Origin of the sequence: Enterobacter cloacae complex sp. S2 (assembly GCF_015159675.1) — a bacterium.
GTDB classification, from domain to species: domain Bacteria; phylum Pseudomonadota; class Gammaproteobacteria; order Enterobacterales; family Enterobacteriaceae; genus Enterobacter; species Enterobacter intestinihominis.
In genome coordinates, this window is the sequence record NZ_JADDTS010000003.1 from 81,192 (window position 1) to 102,998 (window position 21,807).

The following is a 21,807-nucleotide window of genomic DNA, read 5'->3' on the forward strand; positions in this document are numbered from 1 at the left end:
TTATTTTCATGCCTATATTCGCCCTCAATAAACATAATTAGAACACCAATTTAACACCAAACCAACAAAACAGCATTTTGATCTGCGTTATTCACTCAAAACGACTAATTATTTCTGAAATGATCGGTTATTGGTGATCTGTTTCACAGTTAATCCCTTTTTCCTGGATAAAATGACCATGCTTTCAATTACTGAAAGGAAAATGAACATGGAAAACAATAATCGTTTAATGCCCCATATAAGGCGGACAACACATATCATGATGTTTGCCCACCGAAACTGTTTTGACTTTCATCTCTTTAACGCCCGGTAGTCCTTCGACTTCTGGCGCATCTGCTTACAGGTTATCCTGAAAAACGCTATTTTACAGGCTGTTGCCTGTGAACACCTGCGCTCATTCCTTGTGATTCAGATTCTCCGCAACCGGGCGGACTGAATTCTACTCAGCAAAAAGCAATTAACTGATTTCGTATCAGCGGACACGCTTTGCTTTTTTTTCCGGAAAAAATCGATTTCTTTACCGCAAGAAGTCGAGGGACCCATATTGCCTGAAATAAAGAGATAAAGATGAAAAAGTTAAAAATTGCCGTCAGCCGTGCCTGCCCTGAATGCTTTACCACTTCGCGGGAGATCGTGGATATCACCGCATCGGATTATATTGATGTGGCAGCCGTGGTTCTGGCCGTCAGTGATATTTACAATGGCGCCATAGAAGAAATAGAAGCCACGGGATTCGGTATTCCGGTGTTTATTGCCACGCATAAAGAAGAAAGGGTTCCGGCTGAATTTTTGTCGCGTATTCACGGCGTTTTTGAGTACTCCGACACCAGCAATGCGTACTACGGACGCCAGCTTGAAGCGGCTGCGCAGAAGTACGAAACCCAGCTCCGTCCGCCGTTCTTCCGCGCGCTGGTCGATTACGTCCAGCAGGGGAACAGCGCGTTTGACTGCCCCGGACATCAGGGAGGTCAGTTCTTCCGCCGCCATCCGGCCGGAAACCAGTTTGTCGATTTCTTTGGCGAAACGCTTTTCCGCGCAGATCTGTGCAATGCCGACGTGGCAATGGGCGATCTGCTGATCCATGAAGGTGCGCCATGCATCGCCCAACAGCATGCGGCAAAAGTCTTTAATGCGGATAAAACCTACTTCGTGCTGAACGGCACCTCCTCTTCCAATAAGGTGGTGCTCAATGCCCTGCTCACGCCAGGCGATCTGGTGCTGTTCGATCGCAATAACCATAAATCTAATCACCACGGAGCACTGTTACAGGCGGGAGCGACGCCGGTGTATCTGGAAACAGCCCGCAACCCGTACGGGTTTATCGGCGGTATTGACGCACACTGTTTCGACGAGAGTTACCTGCGGGAACTGGTGTCAGAGGTCGCGCCTGGCCGCGCGCGGGATGAACGTCCCTTCCGTCTGGCGGTGATCCAGCTGGGCACCTACGACGGTACCATTTATAACGCCCGTCAGGTGGTGGATAAGATTGGTCACCTGTGCGATTACATCCTGTTTGACTCCGCCTGGGTGGGTTACGAGCAGTTTATCCCGATGATGGCCGACTGCTCGCCGCTGCTGCTGGAGCTGAACGAAAACGATCCGGGCATTCTGGTTACCCAGTCGGTGCATAAGCAGCAGGCGGGCTTCTCGCAAACCTCGCAAATTCATAAGAAGGACAGCCACATAAAAGGCCAGCCGCGCTATGTTCCGCATAAGCGCCTCAACAACGCCTTTATGATGCACGCCTCCACCAGCCCGTTTTATCCGCTGTTTGCCGCCCTGGATATCAACGCCCGCATGCACGAGGGGCAAAGTGGGCGCAACATGTGGATGGACTGCGTGGTGACGGGTATCGAAGCGCGAAAACTGATCCTTCAGAACTGTCAGTTTATTCGCCCGTTCGTGCCGGAGACGGTGGATGGCCGTCCGTGGGAAAGCTGGGATACGGCGGAGATCGCCACCGATCTGCGCTTCTTCCATTTCGTTCCGGGCGAACGCTGGCACGCCTTTGAGGGATATGCCGAGCATCAGTATTTTATTGATCCCTGCAAACTGCTGCTGACCACGCCAGGCATCAACGCCCGCACCGGCGAGTATGATGATTTCGGCGTGCCCGCCACCATCCTCGCCAACTTCCTGCGTGAAAACGGCATCGTGCCGGAAAAATGCGACCTCAATTCCATTCTGTTCCTGCTCACCCCGGCGGAGGACATGGGCAAATTGCAGCAGCTCGTCGCCCAGCTGGTGCGCTTCGAAAAACTGCTCCAGAGCGATGTGCCGCTGAAAGAGGTTCTGCCCTCTCTTTATAAGCAACATCCGGAACGTTATGCGGATTATTCCCTGCGTCAGATTTGTCAGGAGATGCACGATCTCTACGCCCGCCATAACGTGAAGCAGTTGCAGAAAGAGATGTTCCGCAAGTCTCACTTCCCGCGCGTCATGATGAACCCGCAGGAGGCGAACTTTGCCTATCTGCGCGGTGAGGTCGAGCTGGTGTCACTGCGCGACGCGGAAGGCCGTATCGCCGCGGAAGGCGCGCTGCCTTACCCACCGGGGGTGTTGTGCGTGGTTCCGGGGGAAGTCTGGGGCGGTTCCGTGCTGCGCTATTTCGCCGCGCTGGAAGACGGGATCAATCTGCTGCCGGGCTTTGCGCCGGAGTTACAGGGGGTTTACGTCGAGGAGTGTGACGGGCGCAAACAGGTGCGCTGCTACGTCATTAAACAACCCGCCGCTCAGCCGTCTCTGCTGAAAGGAGAAAAATTATGAGTAAGTCCAACAAGATGGGCGTGGTACAACTCACTATCCTCACCATGGTGAATATGATGGGGTCCGGGATCATCATGCTGCCTACTAAGCTCGCTGAAGTGGGGACGATTTCGATTATCTCCTGGCTGGTAACGGCAGTCGGCTCAATGGCGCTGGCGTGGGCGTTTGCCAAGTGCGGGATGTTCAGCCGTAAGTCTGGCGGCATGGGCGGCTATGCCGAATATGCGTTTGGTAAGTCCGGTAACTTCATGGCCAACTATACCTACGGGGTGTCGCTGCTGATCGCCAACGTGGCGATTGCCATCTCCGCAGTGGGTTACGGTACGGAGCTGTTTGGCGCGACGCTGACCCCGGTGCAGATTGGGCTGGCGACCATCGGCGTGCTGTGGATCTGCACCGTCGCCAACTTTGGCGGCGCGCGCATCACCGGACAACTAAGCAGCATCACCGTCTGGGGCGTGATCATTCCGGTAGTCGGTCTGTGCATCATCGGCTGGTTCTGGTTCAGCCCGACGCTGTACGCCAATTCCTGGAACCCGCACCACGTGCCGTTCTTTACCGCCGTGGGATCGTCCATCGCCATGACGCTATGGGCTTTCCTCGGGCTGGAGTCAGCCTGTGCGAATGCGGAAGTGGTGGAAAACCCGGAAAAGAACGTGCCGATCGCGGTACTCGGCGGGACGCTGGGGGCGGCGGTGATCTATATCGTCTCAACCAACGTGATTGCGGGAATTGTGCCCAACATGGATCTCGCCAACTCCACGGCGCCGTTCGGGCTGGCGTTTGCGCAGATGTTTACGCCAGAGGTAGGGAAAGTGATCATGGGACTGATGGTGATGTCCTGCTGCGGCTCGCTGCTGGGCTGGCAGTTCACCATCGCCCAGGTATTCAAATCCTCCGCTGACGAAGGTTATTTCCCGAAAATCTTCTCCCGCGTCACCAAAGCGGATGCGCCGGTACAGGGTATGCTGGCGATTGTGATTTTCCAGAGCGGTTTGTCGCTGATGACCATCAGCCCGTCACTGAACAGCCAGTTTAATGTACTGGTCAACCTGGCGGTGGTGACGAACATCATTCCGTACATTCTGTCGATGGCGGCACTGGTGATTATTCAGAAGGTGGCGAAGGTGGATCCGCGCAAAGCCCGGGCGGCCAATATCGTGGCGCTGATTGGGGCGATTTACAGCTTCTATGCGCTCTACTCGTCCGGTCAGGAGGCGATGCTGTATGGCGCGATGGTGACCTTTATGGGCTGGACGCTGTACGGTCTGGTGTCACCACGGTTTGAACTGAAGAATAAGCATAGTTAAAAAAGAAGCCCGGTGGCGCTAACGCTTACCGGGCCTACGAGATTAATGTTTTCTCCCTCTCCCTGTGGGAGAGGGCCGGGGTAAGGGCATCAGCCCGCACCAGACACCACTTACGCGTTTTTCAGCACTTCGCTGACAATCTCTACCGCTTCTTTCTCAATCTGCTGGCGGTGCTCAGCGCCGAGGAAGCTTTCGCAATAGATTTTGTACGCATCTTCCGTACCGGATGGACGCGCGGCGAACCAGCCGTTTTCGGTCATCACTTTCAGGCCGCCGATGGATGCGCCGTTACCCGGTGCCGCCGTCAGACGCGCGGTGATCGGGTCACCTGCCAGGGTGCTTGCGCTGACCATCTCCGGAGAGAGTTTGGACAGAGCGGCTTTCTGAGCAGAGGTCGCGCCAGCCTGAATACGGTTATAGCTTGGCGCACCAAAGCGTGCTGCCAGGTCGTTGTAATGTTCCTGCGGGTTCTTACCGGTAACCGCGGTGATTTCCGCCGCCAGCAGGCACATTATGATGCCGTCTTTATCGGTTGACCATGGGGTGCCGTCGAAGCGCAGGAAGGATGCCCCCGCGCTCTCTTCACCACCAAAGCCGAAGCTGCCGTCGTGCAGACCGTCAACAAACCACTTGAAGCCCACCGGCACTTCCACCAGCTTGCGGCCCAGCGCATCGACCACACGGTCAATCATGGCGGAAGAGACCAGCGTTTTACCCACCGCAACCTCTTTGCACCACTGCGGACGATGCTGGAAGAGATAGTTAATCGCAACAGCCAGGTAGTGGTTCGGGTTCATCAGCCCAGCGGGGGTGACGATACCGTGACGGTCGTAGTCCGGGTCGTTGGCAAACGCCAGGTCGAACTTGTCGCGCAGCGCCAGCAGGCCCGCCATCGCGCATTCGGAGGAGCAGTCCATACGGATCGCGCCGTCTTTGTCCAGGTGCATAAAGCGGAAGGTCTGATCGACGTGATCGTTCACGATGGTCAGATCCAGCTTGTAGTGCTCGGCAATGCGTTTCCAGTATTCAATACCGGAGCCGCCCAGCGGATCCACGCCCAGCTTCAGACCGGCTTTCTGGATAGCGGCCATATCGACGATATCCGCCAGCCCTTCCACGAATGGCTGCACCAGATCCTGCTCTTTCACGTGGCCGGACACCATGGCTTCATCCAGCGAGATGCGCTTCACGCCGTTCAGACCGTTAGCCAGTAACGCGTTGGCGCGATCTTCCACCACTTTCGTGACGTTGGTATCCGCCGGGCCACCGTTAGGTGGGTTGTACTTGATGCCGCCATCTTCCGGTGGGTTGTGGGACGGGGTGATCACAATACCGTCCGCCTGCGCGCCACCTTTTTTGTTATGTACCAGAATAGCGTTAGAAACCGCAGGCGTTGGCGTGAAACCGTTGTTCTCCTGAACAATCACGTCTACGCCGTTTGCCGCCAGTACTTCCAGCACGGAGATAAAGGCAGGTTCAGACAGGGCGTGGGTATCTTTCCCAACATAGCACGGACCGGTGACGCCATTTTTGGCGCGCTCTTCCGCGATGGCCTGAGCAATGGCCAGAATGTGCGGTTCGTTAAAGCTATGGCGCGCCGCGCTGCCGCGGTGGCCAGATGTACCAAACTTCACTGCGTGTTCTGCGTTGCCCACCACCGGCTTCAGCACGTAGTACTGCGCGGTCAGTTGAGCGACGTTAATCAAATCGCGTTGTTGTGCAGGTTGTCCTGCACGGCTGTGATTTGCCATTGCCTGGTCCTTCTGATGCAAGGGTTAAATTGTACCGCAAACCTTTTCGATCAATTCCGCCGGGAACTGCATGGACTGCATGATATGTTCGATCATGCTGCACTTGCGGCCCGTATTGGTATTGGTGATCACCCAGTATGGCGTACCGGGAACATGTTTGGGTTTGGTTTGGTTGCCATTTTGCAGCAGGGTCTGCTCGTCACCTGCGAAGTAAACGCGCGTGCGACCGTGCAGCGACTCTGTCGCTTCTGCAAATGCGTTGTTATCCAGTGAATAAAGTGTAGACAGCACCAGCATAAAGCGGTTAACCGCCTTTTTCTGCTCTGCATATTCATCGGACAGCAGCAGCTCGCGCATCGCGCGCACTTTGTCTTTTGCCGGCATGACGGCAGGTTTTACTTGTGCAACAACGCTCGGCTGAGACACGACATCTTTAGTGACAGGAGTGGGCTGTGAGGCGGCGGAAATTTTAAGCATGCGCCGTAAAATGTCGGACGCGCTCTCCCCAATATGCCGCGTCTGGCTGGCAATATACTGATAGAGTTCGTCATCAACTTCGATTGTTTTCATCTTAATCCAGTGCGATATCTTATCTGAATACAAGTCGTTGAGATTATAAGGTCTAATCCCAACAGCGGATAGCGTCAAACCAGGTTGGCGGCAAAAGTCAGATTAAACTGGATCCTTGCCCCCGGGCGGCAGAATGGTCAACATGATACCCTAACCTGACAAACCTAAAAAAAGAACTTTGCCATGAAATTGAATACCCGAGCGCAAACTGCACAATCGCCGAACAATAATTCTCCCATCGTACTGGTTCACGGCCTGTTTGGTAGTCTGGATAACCTGGGCGTGCTGGCGCGCGATTTAGTGACCGATCACGAGATCCTCCAGGTTGATATGCGCAATCACGGTCTTTCAGGGCGCTCTGAGGAGATGACCTACGCAGCCATGGCGCAGGATCTGCGTGACACCCTCGATGCGAATAATATCCAGAAAGCGACGCTCATCGGGCATTCAATGGGCGGTAAAGCGGTGATGGCGCTTACAGCGCTGGCCCCTGAGCGAATTTCCGGTCTGGTGGTCATTGACGTTGCGCCCGTCAATTACGACGTTCGCCGTCACGATGAGATTTTCGCTGCGATCAATGCTGTGACAGAGTCAGGCGTCTCCACACGCCAGCAGGCGGCAGCCGTTATGCGCGAGCATCTCGATGAAGAAGGCGTGGTCCAGTTCCTGCTGAAATCCTTTGTTGACGGACAATGGCGCTTTAACGTCCCGGTACTGTGGGATCAGTATTCGCATATTGTGGGGTGGGAAAATGTCCCCGCCTGGCCGCACCCTACCCTCTTTATTCGCGGTGGCAACTCCCCTTACGTCACTGACGCGTACCGTGACACGCTGCTGGCGCAATTTCCGCAGGCTCGCGCTCACGTCATCGCCGGTGCCGGGCACTGGGTCCACGCGGAAAAACCGGATGCGGTCCTGCGCGCCATTCGCCGCTATCTTACTGATACAGCGAATTGATTAAAAAGCCAGCGACCGGAAGACGACGGGCTTCCAGTCGTTGGCGTGTGGATTTGGGTGATGTATGATGGCGCGCTTATCGCCCGGGCATTAGCAGGGCGGCGTGTTTCCCCCGAAGTCTCAGAATCATGGCCAAAGAACAAACGGACCGTACGACACTAGATCTGTTCGCGAATGAGCGTCGACCGGGACGACCGAAAACGAATCCGCTTTCGCGCGATGAACAGCTGCGTATCAATAAACGCAACCAGCTTAAACGCGATAAAAATCGTGGGCTTAAGCGTGTCGAACTCAAGCTGAATGCCGATGCCGTCGATGCGCTTAACGAGTTAGCTGACGCGCGCAACATCAGCCGCAGCGAACTGATCGAAGAGATGCTGATCGCCCAGCTTGAGACGTTACGCGGCAAGGCGTGAGTCAGAAAATCCCCAATATTACCTTTTTCATGTAGCACAGAGTGCAGTCCTGCGTGATAGCTGTTTCCGCAGGGTTGCCAGTTCTGCTATTATTGCCCTTATCCGTGGACAATTTGCGCCACCATACCATTAAGTTTCAAGAGGTTATTTTACTCATGGCAATCATCGGCATTTTCTTTGGCAGTGATACCGGCAATACTGAAAATATCGCAAAAAACATTCAAAAACAGCTCGGTAAAGACGTTGCTGATGTGCATGACATCGCCAAGAGCAGCAAAGAAGATCTCGAGGGCTATGACATCCTGCTGCTGGGCATCCCGACCTGGTACTACGGTGAAGCACAGTGTGACTGGGACGATTTCTTCCCGACGCTGGAAGAAGTCGACTTCAACGGCAAGCTGGTTGCCCTGTTTGGCTGTGGCGATCAGGAAGACTACGCTGAGTATTTCTGTGATGCGCTGGGCACTATTCGCGACATCATTGAGCCGCGCGGTGCGGCGATCGTTGGTCACTGGCCAACAGCGGGTTACCACTTTGAAGCTTCCAAAGGTCTGGCAGATGACGATCACTTCGTTGGCCTTGCCATTGATGAAGACCGTCAGCCAGAGCTGACCGCAGAGCGTGTAGAAAAATGGGTTAAGCAGGTTCGTGAAGAACTGAACCTGGACGATATCCTTAACGCCTGATATCCCTGCGGCGCAACTCCGGTTGCGCCCGTTGTCCAGGTAAAACCGATTAAATTAATTGCTACAAACTTTTAACTTTTTCGTCCAGACCTGTACAATATCCCCCTGGTAAAAAGTGGGTGCCATCGAACAAGTTTGTTGGTGATACCACGTTTTTATAAGCATACTTTGCTTGAGACTTGCAGTTTTCATTTAGCCATGGCAGTTCTATAATGAGACGCATTATCCCAAGTGCATTTTCTGTCACTTCTTCTTTTGAAGTGAATCGTTTAGCAACAGGACAGATTCCGCATGACTGACAACAATACCGCATTAAAGAAAGCTGGCCTGAAAGTAACGCTTCCTCGGTTAAAAATCCTTGAAGTGCTTCAGGGGCCAGACAATCACCATGTCAGTGCGGAAGACCTTTATAAGCGTCTTATCGATATGGGTGAAGAGATTGGGCTGGCAACCGTCTATCGTGTGCTGAACCAGTTTGATGACGCGGGCATTGTTACTCGTCATAATTTCGAAGGCGGTAAATCCGTGTTCGAGCTGACTCAGCAGCACCACCATGATCACCTGATCTGCCTCGACTGTGGCAAGGTCATTGAATTTAGTGATGATTCCATTGAATCACGCCAGCGTGAAATCGCCGCCCGTCATGGCATCCGCCTGACCAACCACAGCCTGTACCTGTACGGTCACTGTGCTGAAGGGGATTGCCGCGAAAATGAACATGCGCACGACGCAAAATAAGTCAGTGTTCATACTCTGAGCCAGCCGTGAGGTTGGCTTTTTTTTGCCTGGAAAAAGCCCGGTAAGCGCAGCGCTACCGGGCGTAAAGCAACTTATTTATTGTTATTGCGAATCTCGTCCCATATCTTATCGCAACGCTTCGCCACTTCCTGATCGTTACCGGTTTTACGCGCCTGAATGCAGGCCTGGTAATCCATCACGCGAACGTTTTCCTGCGTGGCGAATTGCTCATGGGCTTTGTCTTTTTTCAGCACGTTCAGCACGCTTTGACAGGCTTCAATCTTCTCAGGTGAACCTTGTGCGGTATTGATGCACGCGCTGTAGGCCTCTTTAAGACGGGAGTCTTCTTTCGGCGCCTGATCCTGCGCGCACGCCACCAGCCCGAATGCCAGCAGCGCAACGATTACCCTTTTTTTCATCATGTTCAGTCTCCATAACGGCGGGACACAGCCCGCCGCAGCATTCATCAGAAGATGGTAAATGGCGCAATGACCATAAATTTCACGTCGCGCTCATCCTGGAAGATGTTGCCGTAACCGCCCGCGTAGCTCGGGATATCGGAGTGGTTGTCATACTGGGTGAAGTGCAGTTTGAACATCGTGCCTTTCGCACGACCCTCCTGCAGGGTATAAATCGCATCCAGACTGTATGAAGACTCTTTCAGACGGTAGTTCGGATCGTAGTAGGCGTCTGGCGTAGCCATATCCGCTGGCTTCGCGTCCCAGGCGTACGCGTAGGACGCACCCACTGCCCAGCCAGGCAGGTTCCAGTTCTTCAGGTCATACATTGCGCCGAAGAAGACCGCCTTTTCGCCGTCGGCGTTGAAGTCAGAGCGGTTATCCCACCAGATATCCAGACGACCATTGGAAGAGGCGTAGGTTGGCGTCATACGTTGCAGGAAGTAGCCCTGCTGCCCTTCTGCCTTCACCCATGTACCCTCCAGACGCAAATCAACCTGACCCACCTTGTAGCCGAAGGTCAGCGCCTGTAACCACGCGGTGCCGTCATAAATATCATTTACGCTGCCATCGCTGACCTTGTCGCGCGTACCGTAGAACTGATAGCTGGTGCTCAGCGGGCTACCTGCGATATCAAATTTGTAGCTGGCTTTAGCAAAGTACTGATCGATATAACCTTCAGCCTGACCAAAAGCCGCTTCCAGCACCAGATCGTTTTTGAAGTCGTACTTCGCCCCCAGCGAGTGGAGATAATCAACTTTGGTTTTTTTATCGTTTTGATAGAACTTGTCCATCTCAATGTGCCACGGCGCTTTGTACTCGTTGGTCCACATATAGGAGAAGCTCAACGCCCCCGCATCGCCGTAGTCAAAATTAGCACCGGCTTCCGCGCCCTGATAGGTACCTGGCATAAAGCTCCAGTGCGGCGCTAACAGCGTCTGACCGGTTGGCTGGATATAACCACCACGCGCCCAGACCGGGCCATATTTGAATTTTGCAGCCGCTTTATACAGGCTGATTCCGCTTTTATCGCCGGACCAGTCTTCGTCGTAAGCTTTATTGCTGGAGGAGAACGCAATTTCGTTCGGATGGCCGCTGTCGCCATTTTCGGCCATTTCAATTGCGGTGAACGCTGCAATATCGATCCCGAACATATCGGCGGCATATCCCGACTGGAAATCCAGGTTGGCGTTCCAGGTCGAGTGAGAAAGGTTAGTTTTGTATTTATCTTCAGTGACGTCTTTACGGTCACGCTCACGTTGCCAGTAATAAATACCGCCCGTAAGGGTGGAATCTTCAATGAAACCTGCTGCTTTTGCCTCTGGCGCAACCACCAGGCCCGACATTGCTGTCACACCGGCGATAGCCAGCGCCAGCGCACTACGTTTGCCACTGAACGTACGCATAGATTATTCCTCTTTGACGAATTAAAACGCCTTAAACGGCGAAAAACAGAAAAGACCAAATGGTCAGGGGTAGTCAGAAATACCCTCGAATTAACTACCGTCTTTAGGTTATTTTTCGCGACGCGAATTATCAATGCTTTTAATCAGGCAAAAGTCAGGATTATGACGAAGAGCACATATTTCGTAGTGCTTTGTAACATTTACCGTGAAGCGAGTACTGGCGGGGGAATATGCTAATTTTCAGTAAGTAACATTGAGATTGAGAATATATTTTTCAGCGTTTTTGTTTTTGGAAAACAACAAACTTTTTTTAAATAAAATAAGTAGCACCACATTGACCTGGAATGTTGGCTTTAAAAGATTATCCCGATGCTTAACGACATGATCGTTAAATAAAAAAACGCCGCATTACGCGGCGTTTGTTTCTCATTGACCAGAGCAGCGTTATTATTCGCCGATCTTAGTCCAGGTATCACGCAGACCCACGGTACGGTTAAATACCGGTTTTTCTGCCGTGCTGTAACGACTGTCCAGGCAGAAATAACCCTCACGTTCGAACTGGAACGCTTTACCGGCTTCAGCGACTTTCAGAGACGGCTCGGCATACCCCTGCTTGATAATCAGCGACTCAGGGTTAATAACCGCCAGGAAGTCTTCCGCTGCGCCTGGGTTAGGCACGCTGAACAGACGGTCGTAGAGACGGATCTCAACCGGCAGCGCATGCTGCGCGCTCACCCAGTGGATTACACCTTTCACTTTACGGCCATCCGCCGGATCTTTGCTCAGCGTTTCTGCGTCGTACGTACAGAAGATGGTCGTGATGTTACCTTCCGCATCTTTCTCTACGCGCTCGGCTTTGATTACATAGGCGTTACGCAGACGTACTTCTTTGCCCAGCACCAGACGCTTGTACTGCTTGTTCGCTTCTTCGCGGAAGTCGGCACGATCGATCCAGATTTCACCGCTGAACGGCACGTCGCGGGTGCCCATTTCCGGTTTGTTCGGATGATTAGGCATAGAGACCAGTTCGCTCCCGCCCTGCGGATAGTTTTCAATAACCAGTTTCACTGGATCGATCACCGCCATCGCGCGCGGCGCGTTTTCGTTCAGGTCTTCACGAATGCAGGATTCCAGAGACGCCATTTCGATGGTGTTGTCCTGCTTGGTGACGCCGATACGTTTGCAGAACTCACGAATGGACGCAGAGGTGTAGCCACGACGTCGCAGGCCAGAAATGGTCGGCATACGTGGGTCGTCCCAGCCTTCAACGTGCTTGTCAGTGACCAGCAGGTTCAGCTTACGCTTGGACATCACGGTGTATTCCAGGTTCAGACGAGAGAACTCGTACTGACGCGGATGCACAGGAATGGTGATGTTATCCAGCACCCAGTCGTACAGACGACGGTTGTCCTGGAATTCCAGCGTGCACAGAGAGTGCGTAATGCCTTCCAGCGCATCGCTGATGCAGTGGGTGAAGTCGTACATCGGGTAGATGCACCACTTGTTACCGGTCTGGTGGTGTTCTGCGTACTTAATGCGGTACAGCACCGGATCGCGCATCACGATGAACGGAGACGCCATATCGATTTTGGCACGCAGACACGCTTTACCTTCTTCAAAGCCACCGGCACGCATTTTTTCAAACAGCGCCAGGTTCTCTTCCACGCTACGATCGCGGAACGGACTGTTCTTACCGGGCTGAGTCAGCGTACCGCGGTATTCACGGATTTCGTCAGCAGAGAGCTCGTCGACGTATGCCAGACCCTTGTTAATCAGTTCAACCGCATAGGCATACAGCTGATCGAAATAGTCTGAGGAGTAGCAGATATCGCCTGACCAGTTGAAGCCCAGCCATTGCACGTCGTTTTTAATCGACTCAACGTATTCGATGTCTTCTTTTACTGGGTTGGTGTCATCGAAACGCAGGTTGCACTGCCCCTGGTAGTCTTGCGCAATACCAAAGTTCAGGCAGATCGATTTGGCGTGACCAATGTGCAGGTAGCCATTTGGCTCCGGCGGGAAACGCGTGTGGACTGTGGTGTGCTTACCACTGGCCAGATCTTCATCGATGATCTGACGAATAAAGTTACTCGGGCGGGCTTCTGCCTCACTCATCGTGGATTCCTCAAAGCGTAAACAACGTATAACGGCATATGATCTTATAAGCCGGACGTAGTGACAACCCTTAAAACGTCCCGGAAGAAAATAATGGGGGCAATTGCTGCAAAAAAAAGCGGCGGAGGATATCCCCCGCCGCTAAAGGCATAACTCTACTCAGGAGCGATTACTTGCCTTTAATCTCATACAGTGGCGTTTGGCCTGCAACTACCTGCCCCTGCGCCTGGATCACCAGACCGCTGAAGTCGTCGATGTTGCTGCACACTACCGGGCTTATCATGGAGCGCGCGTTGGCGTTCAGGAACTCCAGATCCATTTCCAGAATCGGCTGGCCTGCCGCCACTTCAGCGCCCTCTTCCACCAGGCGAGTAAAGCCCTGACCGTTCAGCGCAACGGTATCGATACCCATATGGACAACGATCTCCGCGCCTTTTTCCGTTTCCAGGCAGAACGCGTGGTTGGTGTTGAAGATTTTCACGATAGTACCGGCTGCCGGAGAGACCACGGTTTTGTCCGTTGGTTTCACCGCCACGCCATCACCGACCGCTTTGCTGGCGAACGCTTCGTCAGGCACCTGCTCAAGCGCAACAACGTCACCTGTCACCGGAGAAACCAGCGCAGCGATGGTCACCGCATTTGGCACAGCCTGCGGTTTTGCAACCGGCGCGTCAGCTACTGGCGCGTTATCCGTTGAGGCGGCAGCGACCGGCCCACGGGCAACCACTTTTTTCATTTCATCGCCGATAGATTCGGCTTTCGCACCCACGATAACCTGGATGGTTTGTTTGTTCAGCTTCACCACACCAGACGCACCAAGGCGTTTGCACATTGCATCGCTCACGCGCGCGGAGTCGCCCACGGTCAGACGCAGACGGGTAATACAGGCATCGATCGCTTTCAGGTTGTCGGTGCCACCCACAGCGGCAATATAGCTGGTTGCCAGCTGGGTTAAACCCTCTTCGGTATTGCTGTTGGCTTCACTGGTCACAACATCATCTTTCGTATCTTCGCGGCCCGGCGTCTTCAGGTTAAACATACGAATAACTGCGCTGAACAGAACGAAGTAGATAACGAAGAAGATCAGGCCCATCACCACCAGCATCCAGACGTTGCTGCTTGCCGCCGGCAGGTTGTACATCAACACATAGTCGATAGCGCCTGCGGAGAAGGAGAAGCCTGCATGGATACCCAGAAGGGTGGCAACGAACAGGCTGATACCGGTCAGGATCGCGTGCATCAGATACAGCAGCGGAGCCAGGAACATGAACAGGAATTCCAGTGGCTCGGTCACGCCGGTCAGGAAGGCGGTGATCGCAACGGACAGCAGCATCCCGCCAACCATTGGGCGACGCGCTTTCGGCGCAGCCAGGTACATTGCCAGCGCGGCGCCAGGCAGACCAAACATCATGATTGGGAAGAAGCCGGACATGAACATGCCCGCGGTGCCGTCACCTGCGTAGAAGCGGTTGATATCACCGTGGAATACCGCGCCAGCCGCGTTGGTGAACTCACCAATCTGGAACCAGGCGATGGTGTTCAGTACCTGATGCAGACCGGTTGGGATCAGCAGACGGTTAATGAAACCGAAGATGCCCGCGCCCATTGCGCCCGCAGACACGATCCACTCGCCACCCGCATGGATAGCATGCTGAACCGGTGGCCAAACGTAGCCAAAGATGGCGGCGAGGATCAGACAGAAAAAGCCCGTCGCAATCGGCACAAAACGTTTACCGCCGAAGAAGCTCAGGAAGTCAGGCAGTTTGATACCCGCCCAGCGGTTGTACACGGCGCCACCGACCAGACCGGTAATGATACCCGCCAGTACACCCATGTTGATTTCCGGGTTGATGGTTACCATCGCTTTCGTGAGGATGAAGTAACCTACCGCCCCTGCCAGTGCCGCTGCACCGGCGCTGTCTTTTGACCAGCTTGACGCCACGCCGATGGCGAAAATCAGCGCAAGGTTGTCAAAAATGGCGCCGCCTGCCTGGGCAATAAACGGCACATTAAGAAGATCGGGTTGCCCGAATCGCAGCAGCAATGCTGCAACCGGTAGCACGGCGATAGGGAGCTGCAAAGCCCTACCGAGGCGCTGGAAAAAACCTAAAATATTCATCCTATTCCCCCTACGAGACCCTTTGTTAAGACTCGCGCATAAACTATGTTTTTATTGTGTCACGAACGATAGATACTGTTGATGATTCACTGGCAGTGTGAGTGTGTGAAAAATTAATTCGTATCGCAAATTAAACACCTATTTTTTGTGATTATTGTCACCAAATATCGTATTAAACCCTCCCTTTCACTGGCTAACCATGAAAACTTATTTTATCATTCAAAAAATCAAGACGGATTGATCCGGCCTGAAAGGTTCCAGGTTACGCTTAGTTCAGGTTGCACTAATCATCCGCCCACTTTTACTTAAACTTTAGAGGTGAATAATGAGACTGATTCCCCTGGCAACAGCTGAACAAGTCGGAAAATGGGCTGCTCGTCATATCGTTAACCGCATCAACGCGTTCAAACCAACAGCCGATCGTCCTTTCGTACTCGGTCTTCCAACCGGTGGTACTCCCCTGACCGCGTATAAGGCTTTGGTTGAAATGCACAAAGCGGGCCAGGTTAGCTTTAAACATGTTGTGACCTTCAACATGGACGAATATGTCGGCCTGCCAAAGGAACATCCGGAAAGTTACCACAGCTTTATGCACCGTAATTTCTTCGATCACGTTGATATTCCGGCTGAAAACATTAACCTGCTGAATGGAAACGCGCCTGATATTGACGCAGAATGCCGTCAGTATGAAGAAAAAATCCGTTCCTACGGTAAAATCCACCTGTTTATGGGCGGCGTAGGCAACGATGGTCATATCGCGTTCAACGAACCGGCATCTTCACTGGCTTCCCGTACCCGTATTAAAACGTTGACCCATGACACGCGTGTGGCTAACTCCCGCTTCTTTGACGGCGACGTCAATCAGGTGCCTAAATACGCGCTGACCGTGGGTGTGGGTACACTGCTGGATGCCGAAGAAGTGATGATTCTGGTGCTGGGCGCAGTGAAAGCGCAGGCGCTTCAGGCTGCCGTTGAAGGCAACGTGAACCATATGTGGACGATCAGCTGCTTACAGTTGCATCCAAAAGCGGTTGTCGTGTGTGACGAACCGTCCACCATGGAGCTGAAAGTGAAAACGCTGAAATACTTCAACGAGCTGGAAGCTGAGAACATTAAAGGTCTGTAATTGAATAACCGCCTCTTTTATCAGGGGCGGTCGCTTTTTTAACCGGGGGTCGATATGTACGCTTTAACCCACGGTCGGATTTATACCGGCCATGAAATTCTGGATGACCATGCGATTGTAATCGCCAATGGCCTGATTGAACGTGTTTGCCCGCTGGCGGAACTGCCGCCGGAGATCGAACAACGTTCCCTCAATGGAGCAGTAATCTCCCCCGGTTTCATCGACGTACAGCTTAACGGCTGCGGCGGTGTCCAGTTTAACGATACCGCAGAGGCGGTAACGGTTGAAACGCTGGAAATCATGCAAAACGCCAACGAGAAATCGGGCTGCACCAGCTATCTGCCAACGCTGATTACCAGCAGCGATGACCTGATGAAACAGGGTATCCGCGTCATGCGTGAATACCTGGCAAAACATCCGAATCAGGCGCTGGGTCTGCACCTGGAAGGACCATGGCTGAATATGGTCAAGAAAGGCACCCATAACCCGAACTACGTGCGCAAACCGGATGCCGAGCTGGTGGATTACATGTGCGCCAATGCCGATGTGATCACTAAAGTGACGCTGGCACCGGAAATGACCGGCACGGACGTTATCAGCAAACTGGCCGCCGCCGGGATTGTGGTATCTGCGGGCCATTCGAACGCGACGCTTAAAGAGGCGAAGGCCGGTTTCCGCGCAGGTATTACATTTGCCACACACCTTTATAACGCGATGCCGTATATTACCGGTCGCGAACCGGGACTGGTTGGCGCAATTCTGGATGAACCAGACGTCTACTGCGGCATTATCGCCGACGGCTTGCATGTCGATTACACCAACATCCGCAACGCCAAGCGCCTTAAAGGCGACAAGCTCTGCCTGGTCACGGATGCTACCGCTCCGGCAGGAGCGAATATTGACCAGTTCATTTTTGCTGGTAAAACAATATACTACCGGAATGGACTGTGTGTGGATGAGAACGGCACGCTGAGCGGTTCTTCTCTGACGATGATCGAAGGGGTACGTAACCTCGTTGAACATTGCGGCATTGCGCTTGAGGAAGTGCTGCGCATGGCCACGCTTTATCCGGCGCGCGCTATTGGCGTCGATAAACAGCTCGGCGGTATTGCGCCAGGTATGGTTGCAAACCTGACGGCGTTCACACACGATTATAAAATTATTAAGACCATCGTTAATGGTAACGAGGTCGTCACTGAGTAAGTAAAAGTATGACACCAGGCGGACAAGCTCAAATCGGTAATGTCGATCTCGTTAAACAACTTAACAGCGCGGCAGTTTATCGCCTGATTGACCAGCACGGGCCAATCTCACGCATTCAGATAGCCGAACAAAGCCAGCTTGCTCCCGCCAGCGTGACAAAAATTACACGTCAGCTTATTGAGCGCGGCCTGATCAAAGAAGTGGATCAGCAGGCCTCCACCGGCGGCCGCCGCGCGATTTCCATCGTCACTGAAACCCGCAATTTTCAGGCCATTGGCGTTCGCTTAGGCCGTCATGACACCACGCTTACGCTCTACGATCTGAGCAGCAAGGCAATTGCCGAAGAGCACTACCCCCTTCCTGAGCGCACGCAGGAGACGCTCGAACACGCGTTACTGAATACTATCGCGCAGTTTATCGAAAGCTGTCAGCGCAAGATCCGTGAACTCATCGCCATCTCGGTGATTTTACCCGGTCTGGTTGACCCGGAAAGCGGCGTTATTCGCTACATGCCGCATATTAAAGTAGAGAACTGGGGGCTGGTTGAGGCGCTGGAAAAACGCTTCAAGCTGACCTGCTTTGTTGGTCACGATATCCGCTCGCTGGCGCTGGCGGAGCACTACTTTGGTGCGAGCCAGGACTGCGAAGACTCTATTCTGGTGCGCGTTCACCGTGGTACAGGTGCGGGTATCATCTCTAATGGCCGCATTTTTATTGGTCGTAACGGTAACGTAGGCGAGATCGGTCATATCCAGGTGGAACCGCTAGGCGAGCGCTGCCACTGCGGTAACTTTGGCTGTCTTGAAACCGTTGCCGCCAATGCCGCCATTGAACATCGCGTCCGCCACCTGCTGGAGCAGGGTTATCAGAGCCGCGTCACGCTGGGCGACTGTAAGATCGGTGCCATCTGCAAAGCGGCAAACAAAGGCGATGCGCTGGCCTGCGAAGTGATCGAACAGGTAGGACGCCACCTGGGTAAGACCATCGCCATTGCCATCAACCTGTTTAATCCGCAAAAAGTGGTGATCGCCGGCGAGATCGTTGAAGCCGAAAAAGTATTACTGCCTGCCATTGAAGGCTGCATCAATACCCAGGCGCTGAAGGCATTTCGCCAGAATTTGCCGGTGGTGCGATCTACGCTCGATCACCGCTCGGCAATTGGCGCATTCGCCCTGGTAAAACGTGCCATGCTCAACGGGATCCTGCTGCAACATTTGCTGGAATCCTGATCGGACCTTATAGTAACGCCTTCTTTTTTTGATGTCGGATTGTCCATGACCATTAAGAATGTAATTTGTGATATCGACGGCGTGCTGATGCACGACAACGTTGCCGTGCCAGGTGCTGCGGAGTTTCTTCACCGCATCATCGACAAAGGAATGCCACTGGTTCTTCTCACGAACTACCCTTCACAGACTGGTCAGGATCTGGCAAATCGCTTTGCTACCGCGGGCGTCAATGTCCCGGACAGCGTGTTTTATACCTCTGCGATGGCGACCGCGGATTTCCTGAAGCGTCAGGAAGGCAAAAAAGCCTACGTGGTTGGCGAAGGCGCGCTGATCCACGAGCTGTATAAAGCGGGCTTCACCATCACCGACGTGAATCCGGACTTTGTCATCGTGGGCGAAACGCGCTCCTTTAACTGGGAGATGATGCATAAAGCAGCCTACTTTGTCGCCAATGGTGCACGTTTTATCGCCACTAACCCGGATACGCATGGTCGTGGTTTTTATCCCGCCTGCGGTGCGCTGTGCGCCGGTATCGAAAAAATCTCAGGCCGTAAGCCGTTTGTTGTCGGCAAACCGAGCCCGTGGATCATCCGCGCTGCACTGAATACGATGCAGGCACACTCAGAAGAAACCGTCATTGTTGGCGACAACCTGCGCACCGATATTTTGGCCGGCTTCCAGGCCGGGCTTGAAACCATCCTGGTGCTTTCTGGCGTTTCACAGCTTGATGACATTGATACGATGCCGTTCCGGCCAAGCTGGATTTACCCCTCTGTCGACGAAATCGACGTTATTTGATTCAGAACCACGCCCCAGGGCGTGGTTTTTCATTTCTGCTGCCTGAAAATATCACTTCATCTAACGAAATCAGCTCTCCATTGAGAAATCATCAATAGAATGGCTTAATGCATACTCTTTTTTTAAGATTCGGCAATTGCCATTGCACTTTTTACGTTTTCATCGGTAAAACGCTTGCGCCCCCTCCCCTTTTTGCGGCATTTTCATAAGCAAGCAACATCACAACGCAACAGGGTTAACGGAGAAGGTTATGTGTTCTATTTTTGGCGTACTGGATATTAAAACTGACGCGGGCGAACTGCGTAAAAAAGCACTCGAATTGTCCCGCCTGATGCGCCATCGCGGTCCGGACTGGTCAGGCGTTTACGCCAGCGATAAAGCGATTCTGGCTCACGAACGTCTTTCCATTGTTGATGTCAACGCTGGCGCACAGCCGCTGTATAACGAGAAAAAAACGCACGCGCTGGCTGTTAACGGTGAAATTTACAACCATCAGGCGCTGCGCGCTGAGTACGGCGATCGCTACGCGTTTCAGACAGGCTCAGACTGCGAAGTGATCCTGGCGTTGTATCAGGAGAAAGGCCCGGAGTTCCTCGACGACCTGCAAGGTATGTTCGCCTTCGCGCTGTACGACAGCGAAAAAGACGCTTACCTGATTGGCCGCGACCATATTGGTATTATCCCGCTGTACATGGGACACGATGAACACGGTAACTTCTACGTTGCCTCAGAGATGAAAGCCCTGGTACCGGTGTGCCGCACCATCAAAGAGTTCCCGGCAGGTAGCTACCTGTGGAGTAAAGACGGCGAGATCCGCCCGTACTACCAGCGCGACTGGTTTGATTATGAAGCGGTGAAAGACAACGTGACGGATAAAGCCGAACTGCGTCAGGCACTAGAGGAGTCAGTGAAAAGCCACCTGATGTCAGACGTACCCTACGGCGTACTGCTCTCCGGCGGTCTGGACTCCTCCGTGATCTCCGCGATCACCAAGAAATTCGCCGCACGTCGTGTGGAAGATCAGGAGCGCTCTGAAGCCTGGTGGCCGCAGCTGCACTCCTTTGCCGTGGGTCTGGAAGGGGCACCTGACCTGAAAGCCGCCCAGGAAGTGGCGAACCATCTCGGCACGGTGCACCATGAAATTCACTTCACCGTACAGGAAGGTCTGGATGCGATCCGCGATGTGATCTATCACATTGAAACCTATGATGTGACCACCATTCGCGCCTCCACGCCGATGTATTTGATGTCGCGTAAGATCAAAGCGATGGGCATCAAGATGGTGCTCTCCGGCGAAGGTTCTGACGAAGTGTTTGGCGGTTACCTCTATTTCCACAAAGCGCCAAACGCCAAAGAGCTGCATGAAGAAACGGTGCGTAAGCTACAGGCGCTGCACATGTTTGACTGCGCGCGCGCCAACAAAGCGATGTCCGCCTGGGGTGTGGAAGCCCGCGTGCCGTTCCTCGATAAGAAATTCCTCGATGTGGCGATGCGCATCAACCCGCAGGACAAAATGTGCGGCAACGGCAAAATGGAGAAACATATCCTGCGTGAATGTTTTGAATCCTACCTGCCGGCGAGCGTGGCGTGGCGTCAGAAAGAGCAGTTCTCCGATGGCGTAGGTTACAGCTGGATCGACACCCTGAAAGAGGTGGCGGCAAAACAGGTTTCTGATCAACAACTGGAAACTGCGAGCTTCCGCTTCCCGTACAACACGCCAGCCTCGAAAGAAGCGTATTTGTACCGTGAGATCTTTGAGGAGCTGTTCCCGGTTCCAAGTGCAGCCGAGTGCGTACCGGGTGGTCCATCGGTCGCCTGCTCTTCTGCTAAAGCCATTGAATGGGATGAATCCTTCAAAGCCATGAACGATCCGTCAGGACGCGCAGTGGGCGTTCACCAGTCTGCCTATAAATAATGTTCAGAGTATCATCAGGCCCTCCGGGGCCTGATTTTTTTGCCTCTCTTTTCCCCGCATAAAATCGATTAATAACCAATAATTGTCGAATATTCGGCCTCGCTGTTCGCAACCTAACCAAACAGTCACATTCCGGCTATTTTCATTGAAAAAGGTGTTGACGCTGCAAGGGTCTATACGCATAATGCGCCCCGCAACGCCGATAAGGTAACGCGAAAAAAAGATGGCTACGTAGCTCAGTTGG

The 21,807-nt window shown here is 53.3% G+C and carries 19 protein-coding genes; 12 read left to right on the plus strand and 7 right to left on the minus strand.

All coding sequences use genetic code 11. The features are described from left to right. The first annotated feature begins 208 nt into the window (after positions 1 to 208). From speFL to potE, 3 genes are all read left to right on the plus strand, one after another. Positions 209 to 313, plus strand: a complete 105-nt coding sequence (gene speFL / locus IPZ49_RS02845; protein ID WP_003858645.1) for a leader peptide SpeFL — start codon at positions 209 to 211, stop codon at positions 311 to 313. 254 nt (positions 314 to 567) lie between these two features. Further along, complete coding sequence (speF, locus tag IPZ49_RS02850) at positions 568 to 2,766, plus strand: ornithine decarboxylase SpeF (RefSeq protein WP_063146886.1); 2,199 nt, start codon at positions 568 to 570, stop codon at positions 2,764 to 2,766. After that, complete coding sequence (gene potE / locus IPZ49_RS02855) at positions 2,763 to 4,076, plus strand: putrescine-ornithine antiporter (protein ID WP_022647448.1); 1,314 nt, start codon at positions 2,763 to 2,765, stop codon at positions 4,074 to 4,076. The genes speF and potE overlap by 4 nt, the downstream gene beginning before the upstream one ends. A 110-nt stretch (positions 4,077 to 4,186) precedes the next feature. On the opposite strand, the gene pgm is transcribed toward potE, so the two are convergent. Both pgm and seqA read right to left on the minus strand, forming a co-directional pair. Then, a complete protein-coding gene (gene pgm / locus IPZ49_RS02860) occupies positions 4,187 to 5,827 on the minus strand; it encodes a phosphoglucomutase (alpha-D-glucose-1,6-bisphosphate-dependent) (protein ID WP_063146887.1) in 1,641 nt (546 codons plus the stop codon). A 24-nt stretch (positions 5,828 to 5,851) separates the two neighbouring features. Further along, positions 5,852 to 6,397 carry a replication initiation negative regulator SeqA gene (gene seqA, locus IPZ49_RS02865; protein ID WP_003858650.1) on the minus strand — a complete coding sequence of 182 codons (546 nt, stop codon included), beginning with the start codon at positions 6,395 to 6,397 and terminating at the stop codon, positions 5,852 to 5,854. Positions 6,398 to 6,580: 183 nt separating this feature from the next. Here seqA and ybfF point away from each other — a divergent pair, with 183 nt between their 5' ends. The 4 genes from ybfF (at position 6,581) to fur (ending at position 9,194) form a co-directional block, all read left to right on the plus strand. Next, the gene (gene ybfF, locus IPZ49_RS02870) at positions 6,581 to 7,354 is read left to right on the plus strand and encodes an esterase (protein WP_022647446.1); all 774 of its coding nucleotides are present in this window, start codon (positions 6,581 to 6,583) and stop codon (positions 7,352 to 7,354) included. Positions 7,355 to 7,482: 128 nt separating this feature from the next. Then, complete coding sequence (gene ybfE, locus IPZ49_RS02875; RefSeq protein ID WP_003858652.1) at positions 7,483 to 7,770, plus strand: LexA regulated protein; 288 nt, start codon at positions 7,483 to 7,485, stop codon at positions 7,768 to 7,770. 155 nt (positions 7,771 to 7,925) lie between these two features. Further along, positions 7,926 to 8,456: a flavodoxin FldA gene (gene fldA / locus IPZ49_RS02880; protein ID WP_003858653.1), complete on the plus strand. Its 531-nt coding sequence runs from the start codon at positions 7,926 to 7,928 to the stop codon at positions 8,454 to 8,456. 291 nt (positions 8,457 to 8,747) lie between these two features. Beyond that, complete coding sequence (gene fur / locus IPZ49_RS02885) at positions 8,748 to 9,194, plus strand: ferric iron uptake transcriptional regulator (RefSeq protein WP_003858655.1); 447 nt, start codon at positions 8,748 to 8,750, stop codon at positions 9,192 to 9,194. Between the two features lie 92 nt (positions 9,195 to 9,286). Here fur and chiQ read toward each other — a convergent pair whose 3' ends face one another. From chiQ to nagE, 4 genes are all read right to left on the minus strand, one after another. Then, positions 9,287 to 9,613, minus strand: coding sequence for a ChiQ/YbfN family lipoprotein (gene chiQ, locus IPZ49_RS02890; RefSeq protein ID WP_032621829.1), 327 nt, complete (start codon positions 9,611 to 9,613; stop codon positions 9,287 to 9,289). Between the two features lie 47 nt (positions 9,614 to 9,660). Beyond that, positions 9,661 to 11,058, minus strand: a complete 1,398-nt coding sequence (gene chiP, locus IPZ49_RS02895) for a chitoporin (RefSeq protein ID WP_017694280.1) — start codon at positions 11,056 to 11,058, stop codon at positions 9,661 to 9,663. Positions 11,059 to 11,505: 447 nt separating this feature from the next. Continuing rightward, positions 11,506 to 13,173 carry a glutamine--tRNA ligase gene (glnS, locus tag IPZ49_RS02900; RefSeq protein WP_063146888.1) on the minus strand — a complete coding sequence of 556 codons (1,668 nt, stop codon included), beginning with the start codon at positions 13,171 to 13,173 and terminating at the stop codon, positions 11,506 to 11,508. A gap of 169 nt (positions 13,174 to 13,342) precedes the next feature. Next, on the minus strand, positions 13,343 to 15,292 hold the full coding sequence (nagE, locus tag IPZ49_RS02905; protein ID WP_022647444.1) for a PTS N-acetyl glucosamine transporter subunit IIABC: 1,950 nt from the start codon (positions 15,290 to 15,292) through the stop codon (positions 13,343 to 13,345). Between the two features lie 325 nt (positions 15,293 to 15,617). Here nagE and nagB point away from each other — a divergent pair, with 325 nt between their 5' ends. The 5 genes from nagB (at position 15,618) to asnB (ending at position 21,563) form a co-directional block, all read left to right on the plus strand. Further along, positions 15,618 to 16,418 (plus strand): glucosamine-6-phosphate deaminase, encoded by an 801-nt coding sequence (gene nagB / locus IPZ49_RS02910; protein ID WP_003858663.1) that lies wholly within the window; start codon positions 15,618 to 15,620, stop codon positions 16,416 to 16,418. Between the two features lie 54 nt (positions 16,419 to 16,472). Next, positions 16,473 to 17,621, plus strand: a complete 1,149-nt coding sequence (nagA, locus tag IPZ49_RS02915) for an N-acetylglucosamine-6-phosphate deacetylase (RefSeq protein ID WP_023299598.1) — start codon at positions 16,473 to 16,475, stop codon at positions 17,619 to 17,621. 8 nt (positions 17,622 to 17,629) lie between these two features. Continuing rightward, positions 17,630 to 18,850 carry an N-acetylglucosamine repressor gene (locus tag IPZ49_RS02920; RefSeq protein ID WP_022647442.1) on the plus strand — a complete coding sequence of 407 codons (1,221 nt, stop codon included), beginning with the start codon at positions 17,630 to 17,632 and terminating at the stop codon, positions 18,848 to 18,850. Positions 18,851 to 18,895: 45 nt separating this feature from the next. Continuing rightward, complete coding sequence (gene nagD, locus IPZ49_RS02925) at positions 18,896 to 19,648, plus strand: ribonucleotide monophosphatase NagD (protein ID WP_003858667.1); 753 nt, start codon at positions 18,896 to 18,898, stop codon at positions 19,646 to 19,648. Positions 19,649 to 19,898: 250 nt separating this feature from the next. Beyond that, positions 19,899 to 21,563: an asparagine synthase B gene (gene asnB, locus IPZ49_RS02930; protein ID WP_015571128.1), complete on the plus strand. Its 1,665-nt coding sequence runs from the start codon at positions 19,899 to 19,901 to the stop codon at positions 21,561 to 21,563. A gap of 3 nt (positions 21,564 to 21,566) precedes the next feature. On the opposite strand, the gene IPZ49_RS23065 is transcribed toward asnB, so the two are convergent. Continuing rightward, positions 21,567 to 21,807, minus strand: a 241-nt coding sequence (locus tag IPZ49_RS23065; protein ID WP_141394140.1) for a hypothetical protein, incomplete at its 5' end; no start/stop codon positions are given.

What these genes read in the sequence shown, in the direction of transcription:
- chiP (WP_017694280.1), bottom strand. Translation starts at nt 11,058, where the DNA reads ATGCGTACGTTCAGTGGCAAACGTAGTGCGCTGGCGCTGGCTATCGCC.
- speF (WP_063146886.1), top strand. Translation starts at nt 568, where the DNA reads ATGAAAAAGTTAAAAATTGCCGTCAGCCGTGCCTGCCCTGAATGCTTT.
- nagB (WP_003858663.1), top strand. Translation starts at nt 15,618, where the DNA reads ATGAGACTGATTCCCCTGGCAACAGCTGAACAAGTCGGAAAATGGGCT.
- nagA (WP_023299598.1), top strand. Translation starts at nt 16,473, where the DNA reads ATGTACGCTTTAACCCACGGTCGGATTTATACCGGCCATGAAATTCTG.
- speFL (WP_003858645.1), top strand. Translation starts at nt 209, where the DNA reads ATGGAAAACAATAATCGTTTAATGCCCCATATAAGGCGGACAACACAT.
- IPZ49_RS02920 (WP_022647442.1), top strand. Translation starts at nt 17,630, where the DNA reads ATGACACCAGGCGGACAAGCTCAAATCGGTAATGTCGATCTCGTTAAA.
- ybfE (WP_003858652.1), top strand. Translation starts at nt 7,483, where the DNA reads ATGGCCAAAGAACAAACGGACCGTACGACACTAGATCTGTTCGCGAAT.
- chiQ (WP_032621829.1), bottom strand. Translation starts at nt 9,613, where the DNA reads ATGAAAAAAAGGGTAATCGTTGCGCTGCTGGCATTCGGGCTGGTGGCG.
- ybfF (WP_022647446.1), top strand. Translation starts at nt 6,581, where the DNA reads ATGAAATTGAATACCCGAGCGCAAACTGCACAATCGCCGAACAATAAT.
- seqA (WP_003858650.1), bottom strand. Translation starts at nt 6,397, where the DNA reads ATGAAAACAATCGAAGTTGATGACGAACTCTATCAGTATATTGCCAGC.
- fur (WP_003858655.1), top strand. Translation starts at nt 8,748, where the DNA reads ATGACTGACAACAATACCGCATTAAAGAAAGCTGGCCTGAAAGTAACG.
- nagD (WP_003858667.1), top strand. Translation starts at nt 18,896, where the DNA reads ATGACCATTAAGAATGTAATTTGTGATATCGACGGCGTGCTGATGCAC.
- glnS (WP_063146888.1), bottom strand. Translation starts at nt 13,173, where the DNA reads ATGAGTGAGGCAGAAGCCCGCCCGAGTAACTTTATTCGTCAGATCATC.
- potE (WP_022647448.1), top strand. Translation starts at nt 2,763, where the DNA reads ATGAGTAAGTCCAACAAGATGGGCGTGGTACAACTCACTATCCTCACC.
- fldA (WP_003858653.1), top strand. Translation starts at nt 7,926, where the DNA reads ATGGCAATCATCGGCATTTTCTTTGGCAGTGATACCGGCAATACTGAA.
- pgm (WP_063146887.1), bottom strand. Translation starts at nt 5,827, where the DNA reads ATGGCAAATCACAGCCGTGCAGGACAACCTGCACAACAACGCGATTTG.
- asnB (WP_015571128.1), top strand. Translation starts at nt 19,899, where the DNA reads ATGTGTTCTATTTTTGGCGTACTGGATATTAAAACTGACGCGGGCGAA.
- nagE (WP_022647444.1), bottom strand. Translation starts at nt 15,292, where the DNA reads ATGAATATTTTAGGTTTTTTCCAGCGCCTCGGTAGGGCTTTGCAGCTC.